Below are 15480 nucleotides of genomic sequence, written 5' to 3' on the forward strand. Positions count from 1 at the left end.
GGACTCCCGCAGCTTAATCCTCCTCTTCCAGGGCTTCCTCCCGCATCAGCGGAGTAATCCGGGTCACGGTGCAGCGCTCCACGCCGCCGTTCTCCGTACGGGTCACCCTGAATTCCAGACCCAGGTAACCCACGGTGTCCCCTTCCTCCGCCGGAGCTTCCAGCAAATTGAGAATCAGACCGCCCACGGTGTCAATCTCCTCATTCTGCAAGTCCATGTCCATGGCTTCCCCCAGCTCCTCAATTCGGGCCAGACCGGAAACATCGCAGGAGAAGCCCACGGCGTCCCGGGGCAGCTCCGTCAATACTCTGATGCGGCCGCGGTCCCAGCCCATCACCTCGGAAAACACGTCCGTCAGGGTCAGCAGGCCGGAAGTCCCGCCGTGCTCGTCCAAAATGATGGCAAGGCGCACATTGTCCTTCCTCATGATCTCCACCACATTATCAAACTTGACCGTCTTGGGCACCTTGGGAATGGCGTGGATGTATTCAGGCGTCAAGGCCTTCCCGCGGAACATGATGCGGAACAGGTCGCGGGCATGCACCATGCCGACCACGTGGTCCAGATCACCGCGGTAAACGGGGTAGCGGGTGCGGCGGGTGCGGCGGACAATCTCCCGTATTTTCTCATGCCCCGCTCCTTCCGGAATGGCGTCTATCCGGACGCGCGGAGTCATGACCTGGTGAACGTACAGGTCCTCCAGGTCAAACAGGCCATCCATGATGCGCCCGGATTCCTGCGGCAGGGCGCCGTTTTCATGACTCTCCTCAATGATGTACTGGAGTTCTTCCGCAGAATGGTAGTGAGACTTGGATTCATTCCTGTCCACGCCCAGCAGCCCCAGGAAAAAGTTGCCCAAGGTGTTCATGCCCACCACCAGCGGATACAGGCAGAGCTGGACTACGTACATGGGCATCGTGATGATGAGGCAAAGCTTCGTGGCATACTGGAGGGAAAGCGCCTTAGGCACCATTTCCCCGAGGACAATGTGCAGGTACGTCAGCACCGCCACGGACAGGACGCTGGCCGCGCCGTGCGCCACAAGCCAGGAGGCCCACCCGTACTGGGCGAGCCATTCGTGAAGCCATCCGGCCACGGCATGCTCCCCGTACATGCCCAGCCCCAGACTGGCGAATGTAATGCCGAGCTGGGCCGTGGCAATGTAGCGGTCCTGCAACCGCGGCGTTTTCAAGATATGGGAGACGCGGCGCGCCACCATATTGCCGGACGCCCCCATTTGCTCCAGCGCCGCGCGGGGCGCGCCAAGCAATGCAAATTCCGCGGCCACAAACAGGCCGTTCAGCACAATCAGCAGCAGAATAATAAAAACCGTCATCATGAGTCCACCCCGCTTTCCATGGCAGGTTCATTCTCCTTTTTCTCCGGAGGCAACAGCAGAATGGAGGAGACGCGGTTGTGGTCCATCTTCTCCACCACCAGAACGCGCCCGGCAATAATCAGGCGGTCCCCCTCCTTGGGAATGCAGGACATGTGCTTGATCACGGAGCCCCCCACGGTAGCGGCGCCGTTCATTAGGAAAGGCACCAGGCACTCCGCCTTATGGGCGCGCATCATGCCGGGAATGCGCACGGTACCGTCCGGCAGGGTTTCCACTTTTTCCCCGGAGCGGATGAATTCCTCATCTATGTCCCCCACCATTTCACCCAGCAGGCGTTCCAGCGTCACCAGCCCCACAAACTTGCCGTATTCATCCAGCACAAAAGCTTCCTTGGCCTTGTCCTCCCGGAGCCGGGACACCAGCATCTCCACTGTCTGCATCTCCATCACGCACGGCACCTCCCGCAGCATGGAGCGCAGGGGAGGCAGAACGCCCTTTTCCGCATACGCGGCCACCATGTCCTTGATATGCAGCATGCCGATCACGGACTCACGGTTTCCTTCATACACCGGAATATGAGTATGGGGCTTGTCCGCAATCATATTCAGAATATCCTCCTCCGTAGCGTCCACATCCAGGCAAACCAGCCGGAAACGGGGAATCATGATCTGCTCCACCGTGCGTTCCGCAAAGGAAAGCGCGCTGTGCAGCCGCTCATGCTCATCCTCCTCCAGCAGGCCCCCCTGATGGCTTTCATCCAGCAGCATGTTGATCTCCTGCTGGGTGTGGATGTGCTGGTGGCCTCCCGGCGGCAGGCGGAACAGTTTGAGAAGCAGCAAGCCGCTTCCGTTCAGGAAGTCAATGAACCACGCGAAGAAGGTCAGCGTCCAGCGCATGGGGTAATACGTGTACAAAGCCGCCTGCCGGGGAAATTGCAGCGCCAGGGACTTGGGCATCAATTCCCCCAGAATCACCTGCAGCACCGTCAGACCAACCAGCACCACAATGGCGGCTACGGAATTGGCCATCACGGAATCCATGCCGCCAAACCGTTCAAACAGAGGGAGCAGATAAGCGGACAGTTCCACCTGCCCGTAGGCGCCCAGAATCAGGCTGGAGATGGTAATGCCGAACTGGCAGGCCGCAATGTAGCGGTCCAGCTCCCTGGTATTCTCCAGAATTTTGAGCAAATGCGCCGCCACCTTGCTGCCGCCCTCCGCCATTTCACGAATCATGTTGCGGCGCACGCTCACGGCGGCAAATTCTGCGGCAACGTAAAAGGCGTTGATCAGAATCAGAAAAAGAATAACGAAAATGATAAAAAGAATCATGTATGGAGGGGGTGTCCGTAGAACGCAACGGGCATCCGCATCATAGGAACCAAGAAAATCCTGTCAAGAACGGGAAACAAAAAATCCTGCCATCCGGAAAATCACATTTTCCCATGCGTCCCTTCCGCCATTGCTTCCCCTTCCCTCCCCATGTTATGGTGAGGCCATGCCCGCTATCCGCATCCTGCTGCTCCCCCTGCTTTTTCTGAACTTTTGCATGGCCTCCGTGCCGGAAGACGCGCTGCCTTTCAGCGGCCAGTCCATGGAACGCCTGACAACCCTGCTGGGCATTCCGTCCTCCTCCGGAGCGGAAACCCCTTTCCAGCAATGCTGGCTGAAACACGTGGCGCCCCTGGCGGACAGCTCCGGCACGGACGCGCATCAAAATGCCTGGGCAACATTCCGTAGCCCGGACCCGGACGCTCCCGAATTGTTGATAGACGCCCATGCGGATGAAGTGGGCGTGGTCATTGCAGGCATCACGCCCAACGGGTTCCTGAAGGTGAAGCCTGTCGGGTTCCCGGATTTCCAGTCCATGCTTTCCTGCCCCTACCGCTTTGACGGGGCCCATGGTCCCGTCACCGCCTTTGCGGGCGCAGTGCCCGGCTGGTGGTTGAACCGCGCCCCGCTCCCGGCAGGAAAGGAATACGTCCTGTTTGACGCGGGAGCGTCCAGCGCGGAGGAGGCCCGGAACATGGGCCTGAGCACAGGCCAGCGCGGCGTTCCCGCCACCAGGCCGGAATTGCTGCACGGTTCCCGCCTGATGGCCCACGGCCTGGACTGCCGCCTGAATTCCTTCATGCTGATGGAGCTGGCCTCTTTCCTGTCCCAACATCAAAAAGACCTGAAATACCACGTGACGCTGCTTTCCTCCTCCCAGGAGGAAATAGGCCTCATCGGAGCCACGGCGTATTGTGAGAAGAACCGCCCCCGGCTGGCTATCGTCATTGACTGCACGCTGGATACCGTCCAGCTCGACGACCTTCCATCCCGTGAAGAAAACGGAAGGCTGACCCGCCAGGCCATGGGAAAAGGCCCCGTCATTTTCACCCAGGACAAGATCTTTTACCAGCCCATCACTGAGCAGCTTCTCCAGCTGGCGGAAGAACACGGTATTCCCTTGCAAAAGGACGCCACCTTCCCTCCCGGCATGGCCAATTTTGTCCCCGTCAAGCTTTACGGCGGCCAGGCCGCCTTCCTGGGACCGCCCATCCGCTACATGCACTCCCCGCGGGAACTGGCGGATCTGAAGGATGTAAAAGCCACGCTGGACCTGCTGGGCCGTTTCCTGTGCACCCCTCCCTCCCCGGAAGTGAAAGCCGCATCCGCGCAGGAAAAGAAACAACCGCCACAACCGGAACCCGTGAGCGCAAGATAAAAGCTCCCGTCCAAATTCAAACAGCCCCGTTCCCGGAACAACCGGGAACGGGGCTGGAAGTTTAAGGGTTCAACGGGCAACCGTTATTCCGTAATGCCAGCGGCTTCCGCTTCAGCAGCCTTGGCGTCGCGCAGAGCGGCGCGGACAGACATCTTCACACGGCCCTTGTCGTCAATGCCGATGCACTTGGCAGTCACCACGTCTCCCACGCTCACGACGTCTTCCGTCTTGGCGGTGCGGCCTTCGGCCAGCTCGGAGATGTGAATCAGACCGTCCTTGCCGGGAAGCACTTCCATGAACGCGCCGAAGGTGGTCGTGGAAACGATCTTGCCGGTGTACAGTTCACCAATTTCAATGGTCTTGAACATGCGGGTGACGAGATCCAGCGCGCGGTCCAGGCCTTCCTGCTTGGCGGCGTAGATGTGCACGGTACCGTCTTCCTCAATGTTGATGTCGGCGCCGGATTCAGCCTGGATGGCCTTGATGTTCTTGCCGCCGGGGCCAATCAGCTCGCCGATGCGGTCGGCGGGAATCTTGGTGGTCTCAATGCGGGGAGCATTCGGGCTCATCTGGGCCGGAGCGGCAATGGCGTCATTCATGACCTTCAGCACGTCCGTGCGGCCGGTCTTGGCCACGTGGATGGCTTCTTCCAGAATGGAGAGGGGGATGCCGGGGAGCTTGAGGTCCAGCTGGTAGCCCGTCACGCCTTCAGACGTGCCGCAAAGCTTGAAGTCCATGTCACCGTAGAAGTCTTCGGAACCGATGATGTCCAGAAGGGTCTTGTACGTAGTGATTTCATGCTGGTCATTCTGTTCCGTCACCAGGCCCACGGAAATGCCCGCCACGGGGCGCTTGAGGGGCACGCCGGCCGCCAGAAGGGACATCGTGCCCGCACAGACGGAGGCCATGGAGGTGGAACCGTTGGATTCCATGATTTCAGAAGAAATGCGGATGGCATACGGGAATTCCTGTTCGTCCGGCACTACGGGAGCGATGGAACGTTCCGCCAGGGCGCCATGACCGATTTCACGACGGTTCTGGCCGCCGAAACGGCCGGTATCACCTACGGAGAAGGGAGGGAAGTTGTAGTGCAGGATGAAGCGCTTTTCATTCACGCTGCCCGTGTAGTTGTCCATGTACTGGCGTTCTTCCATCGGAGCGAGCGTCGCCAGGCAGAGGGACATCGTTTCACCGCGGGCAAACATCGCGGAGCCGTGCACCACGGAAGGCAGCACGTTGATTTCCGCGGTCAGGGGGCGCAGTTCCTTGAGGGCGCGGCCATCGGCACGCTTGTCCTTGTCCATGATGGAGATGCGGAAGGCCTTCTTCTGAATGTATTCAAAGACCTGCTCCACGTCAAAATCGGTGGCTTCCGGATGGCGTTCCTTAATGGCGGCTTCCACTTCGTCGCGCAGGGCGCCCACCTTCTTCTGGCGTTCAACCTTGGAGGCGGCATAGATGGCGTCTTCAATGCGGTCACCGGCGATTTCATAGCCGATTTCCAGCAGTTCCGGCTTGGCAAGGCAGAGTTCGTAAGAACGCTTTTCCTTGCCACAGACGGCACGGAGTTCTTCCTGCTTTTCGCAAAGAACCTTCACGTTTTCCTGAGCCAGGCGCAGTGCGGCGATGAAGTCTTCTTCCGGCAGTTCGTTGGCGGAACCTTCAATCATGATTACCTGGTCCTTCGTCCCGGCAAACACCAGGTCAAGCTGGCTGTTTTCACGCTGGGAGTTGGTCGGGTTGATGATGAACTGGCCGTCAACACGGCCCACGCGGACGGCGCCCACGGGTTCGGCAAAGGGGAGGTCGGAAACGACGCAGGCGGCGGAAGCGCCGTTGATGCTCAGAATATCCGGTTCATTTTCACCATCGGCGGAGAGCAGAAGGGTGATCACCTGCGTGTCATAGAAGTAACCCTTGGGGAACATCGGGCGCAGGGGGCGGTCCGTCATGCGGCACGTCAGGATTTCCTTTTCCGTGGGGCGGCCTTCACGCTTGAAGTAGCCGCCGGGGAACATGCCCGCGGCAGCGGCCTTTTCCTTGTATTCCACAGACAGGGGAAAGAAGGTCTGGCCTTCCTTTACTTTGGTGGCGCTCACCACGGTCACGAGAACCACGGTGTCGCCGCTGCGGACGACAACCGCCCCGTCTGCAAGACGGGCCATTTTTCCGGTTTCAATCGTGATGGGATTCGTACCAACGTTGCATTCAACTGAATGTATGCTCATTATATTTCTTGTCTTTCAGTCACCCGCAGCCTCATCAGCCCATTCAGGCCGGCTCCGGGCGGGAAGCCTGAATGGCGTCAGGTACGGGCAGTGCCTCAGGAAGAGTGTTATCCGCAGCAGCTTTTTCCCAAAAATGAAGGGGAACACTGTCTGCGCGGCAGGGCGCACATCCCAGATGGATCAAACGCTCCGGCCCAGTCTTACCGGCTTGACAGCCTGTGAAAATCCGAAAATTTCTCAAGGCATGCCCGACAGAAACGCACCGGGAAACGAATCCCCGAACGTCGGATGCCAGCATAAGCCCTGTCAAGGAGAATGCAAGTAAATAGTTTGATAGCCCGCTGTTCCGGGCTTTTCCACGCCTCCTGCCGGGAGAACCGCCCTTCCCCCCACGGCGCAAAAAAACGACCGCTGCGGAAAACCGCAACGGCCGAATCAAACGGGAATACACTCCGCCGTTTAGCGGCGAAGGCCAAGACGCTGAATCAGGCTCTGATACTGGGCCAGATCTTCACGCTTGACGTAATCAAGAAGCTTGCGGCGCAGAGCCACCATTTTCAACAACCCGCGGCGGGAAGAAACATCGTGCTTGTTCGTGCTCAGGTGGTCGGTCAGGTGGGCGATACGCTGGGTCAGGTGGGCGATCTGGTAGCTGGAGCTACCGGAATCCTTTTCGTGCATCTTGAATTCCTGCAAATTGATTTCGTTACTCATAAGTGTTTTCTTTGAATGTATTTAGCTCGTGGCAGCGGCTAATCGACACTGTGAGGGCGCCAACTATGCACCATCCGTTCCCAAAAGCAATTCAAATTTCATCATGCGGGAGAATTTGACTCCGTTCCTGAGGATGCAGCCTCATCACCTTTTCCCGCCGTACCCCATATCTCGCGGTCCTTTTCCGTCACGGGCCGCATCACGCGGCAGGGGTTTCCTACGGCCACCACGTTGGCGGGAATGTCCTTCGTCACCACGCTTCCCGCGCCTATCACGGAATTCCGGCCGATGCGCACGCCCGGTCCAATGGCCGTATGGCCGCCTATCCATACGCCGTCCTCAATGGTGACGGGCAGCGCAAATTCCAGCCCGTCCCGCCTCAGCCCCGGGTCCACGGGATGCGTGGCGGTGTAAATCCCCACATTGGGGCCTATCAGCACGTCATTGCCGATTGTGACGGCGGCGCAGTCCAGCACCACCAGGTTGAAGTTGGCATATACGCGGTCCCCCAGCAGGATATTCGTTCCATAGTCGCACCGCAGGGGAGGCTCCAGGTAGCAATTGTCCCCCATGCGGCCGAAGAGCTCCCGCGCCACTTCCCGCCGCAGACTTTCCTCCTCCGGAGCGGACTGATTGTAACGGAAGAGAAGCTTGCGCGCCCTCAGGCGCCCGGCAGTCAATTCGGAATCCTGGGCATTATACAAACGCCCGGCCAGCATGTTATTCCAGTCCTTCGAGGCCATTGGTTGAAGAGGGGTTCACGGCATCCGCGCCGGAAGAAGGCAGCGGCATGATCTCCCGTTCTTCAACAGACGGCACGGTCGCGGCATCCTTCCCCACGGATGCCTCCGACTCTACAAGCTCCTTCTTCCCGGAGGAAGAGGAATTTGCGCCAGCCCGGGCAGGGGACGGCCTGTGCACCGTCCTGAAAATGCCGGACGGCTTTTTCTGAAGTTCATGAATGCTCCAGCTCCCGTCCCGGACAATCACGCGGGTTCCCACGGGAGCCACTTCAAACAGGTTCCTTGCAATCAGGTGGGGGATGCGGATGCAGCCATGGGAGGACGGGCGCCCGGGCAGATAACCTTCATGAATGCCCACAGCCCCGTTCACCCTCATGAAATAGGGCATCTTGGCTGCTTCAAACCGTTCTCCGGGACGCGCGGCGTCCTTCCGTATATCCCCGTCCCGCTGCTCTCCGGCGGCATTGATGAAAGCGCCGTAATAGGAATGGTGGTCCGCGTCCTTGGAGGAAATCCGGAAGTAGCCCGCAGGCGTCATGCCCGGGCTCCTGCCGGAACTGATGGGGCCGTACCCAATGCGGTGCGTTCCACGGTACACGTACATCATCTGCTTTTTCTTATCCACCACAACCAGCAGCTTTCCGGGCAGTGAAGGGTCATCCTCCCACTTGAGCAGATGCCCCGGAATGGTTCCCGTTTCCTCAAAATACCCGGTCAGTTCCTCCACCGGAACGCTGGACGAGGAGGACAGGGAGGCATCCCCGCCCGTCGTGCCGCAGGAAGAAAACAGAACGGGCACGCACAGGCAGGGAACCAGCAAATGGAAAAGGGATAACTTCATTTCGGGGAGTCGCATCACTGCGTTAGACAACGGAGGGCCGGAAAAAAGAACCGCTTTTTGACAAAACTGTCAACCATCAATCAAAAAAATTCCTTTTCCCGCTCCGCGTCCCTACCACATCCGGGCTCGTCTGCCGCGCCCGCCGTCATTCCCTGGGCCGTGGAGCAGACCGTGGGACCACGCTTCCGCAAAGGTCCGCGCGGCATCCGCCGTATGGGAATGTCCGTCATGTACGGGGCTTTCCGCCACGGCGCCTCCCGCGCCGGGCGGCCTGGACCGGTACAGCTCCAGATGCTCCACCCCGCCCGGTTCCTCTCCCCCGCGCCCGTTGCGCATCCTTTCCTGGGTGCGGGCATGGAAGAAACTGCGCTCCAGCAGTTCCCGCAGCGTATTGATGCCGCGCCAGACGTCCGTTGTCCTGGGAACGACGCGCACATTAGCCAATCCAAGCCGCGCCATGCTCTCCACGTAGGAAACGCCGTGGGCATCCCTCCGCGCGGCATCATGCGGCAGCAGGTGGGCCGTCACCGTCACGCCGTGCCGCTTCTCCCATTCCCTCATTTTTTCCACGTAATGGGCCAGGGGCTCCTGGCTGGCGGCATAATGGTCCAGCCAGTGGAAACTGTCCCCCAGCACCTGCACCAGCCAAATGGCCGTATGGTCGCTCAGGCCCAGGTCCCACGCCGTGAAGGACGGGGCTTCCGGCTCCGCCTGAAACTCCATCCCCACGCGCCCCTGTTCCCGGAGGGCCATGATGCGGCTGCCGTAAATGCTGCCTTCCTCCCCGGTGGCAAACGCCTCCTGCGGCGTTCCGGGGTACTCCTGCTTCATGGAGGCTCCCATCACGCGGGCCATCCGGGCGTACCATCTTTTCTGCCCCGCGTCCAGCACCACCCCGGTGTCCCGCTCCAGGGAAAGGAAATACTCGTCCAGCTCCCGGCTCCATCTGCCGCGCCCGGGCAAGGTGTATTCCTCCTGGTCAAACCAGCTGAAAAAGAAAAACCGGAAGTCCAGCGGAGACAACTCGCCCTTGCCCATGTTCTCCATGGCTTGGCGCGTCAGCTCGTAATTCACGCCGTACCGCCCCCCTTCATGGGTGCTCTCCTTCAGGATAAAACCGCCGGGGGGCACCGTATTGATCGCCCCCGTACGTATTTCCCTGGCACGCCACGGGGCATGCACGGAAACGTGCGCCAGCTCGGAGACGTGCAGGAACTGCATGGTGCCGCCGCGCAGGTTCGTTCCCACGCGCACATCGCTTCCGTTGGCAAAAGCCAGACGGGTGCGCGCAGACGTACAGGGACGCCATACCCCCTTTTTCTCCACGCCGGAGAGGCTTTTGATTCTCTCTCCCAGCCGGGCCAGGGCCACATCCATCGCGGAAGGATTGGGCGGAACGTAATCCAGATGGTCCCAGGCGAAGTGCAGCTTGGCAAGCTTCTGCTGGGCGTCCGGCAGGCTTTTGTCAATGATGCCGCAGTGGAAATTGGACCGGAACAGGCTCATATCCAGCATCAGCATGGCCACATACGTGGAAATGCCAAGCTGGCGGGCCTTCAGGATGTCGTTCCTGTACCACAGCCGCTCATGAAGCCGCCGCTGCGCCCTGTTCAGGGAAAAACGCTGGAGCTGCCCCGCCTTGTTCTCAATCCAGTACAGGTGTTCCAGCCGCCAGAGCTGGCTGGACAGCACGGACCGCCACGGCAGGCTCCAGGACTCCGTCAGATGATCAGAAGTTTCCATGTTCGTCCACCAGTTCCTTCAGCAGGGCGCCCTCGCCCGTCATTCCCCTCAGGGCCTCCGTCCCCTTGTCCAGGGGCAGGCGGTACGCCAGGGGATCGTTCAGCACGTGGGAGACAAAGCGCAGAGCCTGCACCATGACGGGGTCAAGCAGGTCCAGCCTGCCGCGCAAATAACTTTCCCGCACGCCCAGCTCCTCATACAGCCGGATGACGTCCTCCATGAAGCATCCCACGGCCTGTTCCCTGTTCCACCAGAAGCGTTCCTGCGCATCCGCATCCCCCAGCGTTTCCAGAATCCGGCCCAGGGACCGCGCCCGGCTCTCCCTCGCGGTCTCCGGAGTGGGCTCCTCTCCGGCCCCCGTAAAGCACTCCAGTGGAATATAGGAATCCCGTCCGGCACCCGCGGGCAGACCGTGCCTGTCCAGATAGGCACCGTTCCACGCATGCACCACGTACGGAGCGCGCGCCTGCCGCACGGGGCTCTCCGGAATGCCCGGCATCAGGCGCACGGTATGCCCCGGGTCGTCCGGGTCACGGTAAATCACGCAATTGGCATACATCGCGCGCGCCTCCTCCGGATCAGGCAGGAAGGGGAGCATGCCGCCCCTCACTTCATCCTGCCGATGGTCCAGGACATCAATCAGGGTGGCGGCTTCATCCAGGGGGACCTCCCGGCTCCACCACGCGGGCACCCCCTCGGGAACCGCGGCGGAATCAATGCGGTAAGTTTTGCCCCGCCAGACGATGCCGGACTCCGCTGCTTCCGGGCGGTCCGCAAAGTTGCGCCTCACCTCGTCCAGCGTCTCCACCGCACGGACCACGTCCGGACGGCTGCGCCACGCGGCAGGGGCAGCCACGCCGCGCCTGACGGAAAACTCCTCCTCCACATAGGAGGGAGCATCCAGAACGGGCTCCGGGAGGGGGTCGCCCATCGCGGACAGGGAAACGCCTTTAGCCCGCAGGGTTCCGTGCCCGGCCCGGAACGGGCGCTTCACCAAATGCAGGTACAGGCCGGGATGCTCCGGATCCGCACGCCATGAATTCAACTGGGGAAACTCCCGGAGCGCCCGGGCCAGTTCCGCCATGCGGTGTTCCGCCAGCCGCTCCATCCGGCGCGTTGAGCCGCCGCCGTATCCATCCAGTGCAGCCAGGGCGCGCACCAGGTCTTCCTTCACGTGGTCCGGGGCCGTAGATAAAAGCCTCCCGGTCATCAGGCTGTGGGCATACCTTTCCATCATGGGGAGGCGCACCTCCGCGCCGCCGGCATTCCAGGCGCGTTCCGCCCGTATCCGGTCGTTCATCCCCACGGTTTCATGAAGCATGCCCATGAACTCGGCAGTCTCCGGCCCCTCCTTCAGCGTTTTCTTCAATTCCGCGGCACGGAGCACCAACCCCTCAAGGGGTTCAGGAGCCCTGTCCGGACTTGCGGCCCCGTAACGCGCCCATGAAGCTACCGTTTCCGGAACGGCGTCATGATCCAGATGTGCAAAGAAGTACTCTTTGGAAAGCTGGGACAGTTCTTCAATCAGTTCCGTCTCTCCCGGCAGCTTCCGGCGCCGCGGCACACGGCCCAGGCGCTTCAGCATCTCCCACGCGCCCTCCGGAGAGAGCTGGTCCGTGCGCATCAGCCGGTCCCAGACAACCTCCGCCTTGTCCTCAATCAGGGCCAGGGGGTTGTCCGTGTTATGGAGGCGCAGCCGGTGCATCACCAGCCCCTTGGCCGTGGGAACGGGCATATTGTCCGCATCCACCCCCAGCCGCTGCGCCTCGCCCACATACTTGCCGTGAATGTCCATGCGTTCCTTCAGGGCATCCGGGCTCATCAGCGTTTCAGCGGCTACGCGTCCCCTGCCCGTCACCTCCAGGCGGTCACCGGAGCCCACGGCCCCGCGCACGCCGTAACCGGCTTTCAGCATATCCGCCACCGCCATGGACGACAGGCTGTCGTACAGGCAGGAGAGACGTTCCCCATGCGCGTTTTCCAGCCCTGAAGTCAGCCGCAGGTAGTTGGTATCCCATTCCGGATGCCCGCTGCGGGCATGCCACTCCCAGCTCCGGATCAAATCCTTCTTGGCCGTGCAGGCCGGGGAAAACATCATGGAGACATGGGCCATCAGGTCCGCCCCGGCAGCCTCCCGCGAAGGGTGCCAGTCCGACCACCTGCCGTTGGGGTATTTCACCCTCCACAGCCTTTCTCCTTCCCTGTTTCCGCGCGATGACTGGAACAGGCGCGGCGTCAGGCGCGACAGGTTCTCCACCGCCTTCTCCGTACCCGGATAGACGCGCGGCGCGGCCTGCGCCGGCCCGGCATCCAGACGTGAAGCATCCAGAACGGAGGCATACCGGGCCACATGCTCCGGCTCCACTTCCAGAAAGCGGGACAGCAGCCGGCCATAGCTCTCCACCGGCGTATAGCCGCGCCCCACATGAACGTCAAACTCCTTCATGTTGGGAAGCACCTGGAACAAACTGTTCACGTCCGCCTGGGTTCCCCACACAAAACGGTTCATTTCCCGCAGTTCCGGACTCACCCCGTGGCGCTCCCGGTCCCCCAGGGAAGCCATCATGGAACTCATCCGGGACAGGGCGGACGGAAGCCCGTCCGGTCCGGAAGCCTGTTCCAGCAGCTCCGGAGCGCGCAGCAGGGCGCTGCCTTCCTCCAGCCAGCGGCGCGCCCTGGAGCAAGCCTCCCCGTTACGGCAGAACGACTCCCACAAACGAAGGGCCACATGGGCGGACACCTCCTCATGGGAAGCGCCGTGCACCCGCTCCATCACCCCCTCATAAACATTCGCGCGCGTCCGGCGGTCCATCTCCACCGTAAGAGCATCCCAATCCGTGCCGGAAAAGCCCGCGCCGCGGCCGGCTTCCTCCGGATAAGCCAGCAGCAGCATCCTATACGGACGGTAGGCGCGCCTTTTGAGCCTGTCTTCCACAAACGCCCGGCGCAAGCCGTCCGCATGCACGTCATAATCCGCCGCATTCCTCAAACGCCACGGAATTTCCCGGCCGTTCCTGTTCCGGGCCAGCCCCAGGTCTTCCTCCTCCATACGGCACAGGGCCTCATACCAGGAGGAAAGGGCCTCCTCCACGGAATGGCGGCCCTGCGTCCTCTTCATTTCCACGCCGGGCGCGGGGTCCGCCTCATAAACGCGCCGTCCGTCCGCCCCGGCGGATTCTCCCACGCGCGGCAATCCGGCCCGCAGCAGCCATTTGGTCCTGGCCTCCGCATGGTCCGGGTGCGGAAAAAGCTTCTTCAACACCGCTTCCGCCTCCGGAAAATCCCTCATCTTCCAGGGCTTCGTCCGGACGGGGGAAGGCATTTCCAGAAAATCCCGCACGTCCTGCTCCGTCCTTAAAAAGGGTTCTCCGGCCTCATCCAGCACACGGGACCATTCCATGGCCTTCCGGGAAATGTACAGGGACCCCCACAGGGGGGAATCACGCAGGGACTTTTGGAGCAGCTCCCCGGCGCGGCGTACGTCCTTCTCCCGCAGGATGCGGGCCGCCGCTTCATCCGGAATGCCGAACGCCTTCAGCGGCGCGCCATCACCCAGCAGCGTTCCGGCATGGCGGAAATGGTGGAGGGAAGCCTTCCCGGCTCCAATCAGCAGGAAGGGCATCATCATGGCGGCCTCCCTCAACTGGTCGTCCAAGGATACCTGCCTTTCCCTCCAGCCTTCCCAATCCACGCCGGACTCCTTGCCCGTAGCCGCTCCCACGCCTTCCTGAACCACCATGGGCGTCAGCTCCATCAGCTTGTTCTCCGCCGCCATCTTCACGGCATCAGCCGCCATGGAGCCCGTTCCGGAAAGAACCGCCCCCATGCCGCCGGAGGCGGATCTCACGGCCCGGAAGGCGCGCATTCCCTGCCCCAGCATACGCTGGCCCAGCTTCGTCATCCCGAAGGAAAGCAGGGTATTTATCCCCCCGGACGCCACGGCCCCGCCCATCTGCGCGTCAAACACGCCTTCCGGATTCATGCGGCGCGCATCCGCCATATGACGCCCCGTTTCCCCGGCCATCAGAACGCCCAGCCCCGCCGGGCCGCCAAACGCCAGCGCCGTGGACGCGCCCTGCTGGGCCATGTCCACCAGCAGTTCCCGGAACCAGGGGGCATCCTTTCCTCCGCGCAGGGGGGCGAACTCCATCCTGGCAAAATTCCGCAGCTCCTCAAAGCTTCTGGAATACCTGTCCAGCGTCTCCTTCTCACTTCCTTCCGGGAGGGTCCAGGCCGCACCGTTCACGGCCAGCTGGACCACATTCTCCGCCATCTCCGCCGCGCCGCGCTTCAGCGCCCTTCCCAGGGCATCCCGGAAATCGGGGCGGGAGCGCAGGCTGGAGGCCATCATGCGGTATACCTTCTGCCGGTCCCCCTCCTCCAGCGACGCCAGGCAATCCACGGCACGCACCACATCCGGAACACCGGCGGCTACCTTCCGGTTCACTTGCACGGCGGGGAAATCTCCCGAGGCGGGAGCTTCATTGGCTAGCAGCCCCTCCAGCCCCTTCCGGATCATTCCGGCGGCATCTTCCAGCCGGTTCCTGTCATCCAGGGCATCGGACACGGCCCGGTTCTTCAATTGTTCCGCTACGGCCTGCAAATCCTCCGGCCAGGCGGAAACGGCCTTCCGGAGCCGTTCATCCGGAGCCTCCCTGTTTCCGGCCAGCGTCCGGTCATACTCCTCCTGATACAGTTCAAACAACGTTTCCCGCTGGGAAAGGCGCACCTGGTTGTGCATGGAGACGGCCACAAACAATTCGTCATCAGACTTGCCGGACGCGCCGTACTGCCGCGCCACCTGCTCCCGTATTCCCTTCCAGTCCCGCCGGATGCGTTCACGGGGAATCTCCCCTGAATCCGCCACCCAGGACTGCATCACGCATGCGGCCACCCGCTCCCGGTCAGCCGTTCCCGCCGGATACACGGCTTCCGCCTTGCGCCTCACTTCCAGGGGAATCGTCATCACGTCCCCCGTCAGCACGCTGTTCCAGTATTCTTCACGCGCCGCCGCCTCACGCTCCGGGCTCTCCCGCGTGCCGTAAGCTTCTCCGGAGGGCCCGGTCACTGCCGGAGCGGAACTTTCCTCCCTGTGCACGGGAGCCCTTTCCGGTGCTCCATCTTCCAGCGGCAGGGTTCCTGCCTTTTCCCGATTCATCTCAT

General features: G+C 61.6%; 9 protein-coding genes. 1 reads left to right on the forward strand and 8 read right to left on the reverse strand.

What is annotated here, in order from left to right; translation table 11 throughout:
- Positions 1-13: 13 nt before the first annotated feature.
- Together HHJ06_RS02095 and HHJ06_RS02100 are read right to left on the reverse strand one after the other, a co-directional pair.
- A complete protein-coding gene (locus HHJ06_RS02095; RefSeq protein ID WP_215427133.1) occupies positions 14-1339 on the reverse strand; it encodes a hemolysin family protein in 1326 nt (441 codons plus the stop codon).
- Entirely contained in the window at positions 1336-2670 is a 1335-nt protein-coding gene (locus HHJ06_RS02100; RefSeq protein WP_215427134.1) for a hemolysin family protein, read from the reverse strand. Before HHJ06_RS02100 ends, HHJ06_RS02095 begins: the two co-directional genes overlap by 4 nt.
- Before the next feature lie 166 nt (positions 2671-2836).
- On the opposite strand from HHJ06_RS02100, the gene HHJ06_RS02105 reads away from it, so the two are divergent.
- Positions 2837-4048: a M28 family peptidase gene (locus HHJ06_RS02105; RefSeq protein ID WP_215427135.1), complete on the forward strand. Its 1212-nt coding sequence runs from the start codon at positions 2837-2839 to the stop codon at positions 4046-4048.
- Positions 4049-4131: 83 nt separating this feature from the next.
- Here the strand turns inward: HHJ06_RS02105 and HHJ06_RS02110 are convergent, their stop codons facing one another.
- From HHJ06_RS02110 to HHJ06_RS02135, 6 genes are all read right to left on the reverse strand, one after another.
- A complete protein-coding gene (locus tag HHJ06_RS02110; protein ID WP_215427136.1) occupies positions 4132-6276 on the reverse strand; it encodes a polyribonucleotide nucleotidyltransferase in 2145 nt (714 codons plus the stop codon).
- Positions 6277-6735: 459 nt separating this feature from the next.
- On the reverse strand, positions 6736-6990 hold the full coding sequence (gene rpsO, locus HHJ06_RS02115) for a 30S ribosomal protein S15 (RefSeq protein ID WP_022396563.1): 255 nt from the start codon (positions 6988-6990) through the stop codon (positions 6736-6738).
- Between the two features lie 101 nt (positions 6991-7091).
- The gene (locus tag HHJ06_RS02120; protein ID WP_215427137.1) at positions 7092-7733 is read right to left on the reverse strand and encodes a sugar O-acetyltransferase; all 642 of its coding nucleotides are present in this window, start codon (positions 7731-7733) and stop codon (positions 7092-7094) included.
- Complete coding sequence (locus tag HHJ06_RS02125; protein WP_215427138.1) at positions 7711-8574, reverse strand: L,D-transpeptidase family protein; 864 nt, start codon at positions 8572-8574, stop codon at positions 7711-7713. The genes HHJ06_RS02120 and HHJ06_RS02125 overlap by 23 nt, the downstream gene beginning before the upstream one ends.
- Before the next feature lie 111 nt (positions 8575-8685).
- Positions 8686-10317 carry a hypothetical protein gene (locus HHJ06_RS02130; RefSeq protein WP_215427139.1) on the reverse strand — a complete coding sequence of 544 codons (1632 nt, stop codon included), beginning with the start codon at positions 10315-10317 and terminating at the stop codon, positions 8686-8688.
- On the reverse strand, positions 10304-15475 hold the full coding sequence (locus tag HHJ06_RS02135; protein ID WP_215427140.1) for a hypothetical protein: 5172 nt from the start codon (positions 15473-15475) through the stop codon (positions 10304-10306). The genes HHJ06_RS02130 and HHJ06_RS02135 overlap by 14 nt, the downstream gene beginning before the upstream one ends.
- Positions 15476-15480: the final 5 nt, after the last annotated feature.

The sequence above is a fragment of the Akkermansia muciniphila genome (assembly GCF_018709685.1).
In the GTDB taxonomy this organism is placed as follows: domain Bacteria; phylum Verrucomicrobiota; class Verrucomicrobiia; order Verrucomicrobiales; family Akkermansiaceae; genus Akkermansia; species Akkermansia muciniphila_E.

What these genes read in the sequence shown, in the direction of transcription:
- HHJ06_RS02095 (WP_215427133.1), bottom strand. Translation starts at nt 1,339, where the DNA reads ATGATGACGGTTTTTATTATTCTGCTGCTGATTGTGCTGAACGGCCTG.
- HHJ06_RS02100 (WP_215427134.1), bottom strand. Translation starts at nt 2,670, where the DNA reads ATGATTCTTTTTATCATTTTCGTTATTCTTTTTCTGATTCTGATCAAC.
- HHJ06_RS02105 (WP_215427135.1), top strand. Translation starts at nt 2,837, where the DNA reads ATGCCCGCTATCCGCATCCTGCTGCTCCCCCTGCTTTTTCTGAACTTT.
- HHJ06_RS02110 (WP_215427136.1), bottom strand. Translation starts at nt 6,276, where the DNA reads ATGAGCATACATTCAGTTGAATGCAACGTTGGTACGAATCCCATCACG.
- rpsO (WP_022396563.1), bottom strand. Translation starts at nt 6,990, where the DNA reads ATGAGTAACGAAATCAATTTGCAGGAATTCAAGATGCACGAAAAGGAT.
- HHJ06_RS02120 (WP_215427137.1), bottom strand. Translation starts at nt 7,733, where the DNA reads ATGGCCTCGAAGGACTGGAATAACATGCTGGCCGGGCGTTTGTATAAT.
- HHJ06_RS02125 (WP_215427138.1), bottom strand. Translation starts at nt 8,574, where the DNA reads ATGAAGTTATCCCTTTTCCATTTGCTGGTTCCCTGCCTGTGCGTGCCC.
- HHJ06_RS02130 (WP_215427139.1), bottom strand. Translation starts at nt 10,317, where the DNA reads ATGGAAACTTCTGATCATCTGACGGAGTCCTGGAGCCTGCCGTGGCGG.
- HHJ06_RS02135 (WP_215427140.1), bottom strand. Translation starts at nt 15,475, where the DNA reads ATGAATCGGGAAAAGGCAGGAACCCTGCCGCTGGAAGATGGAGCACCG.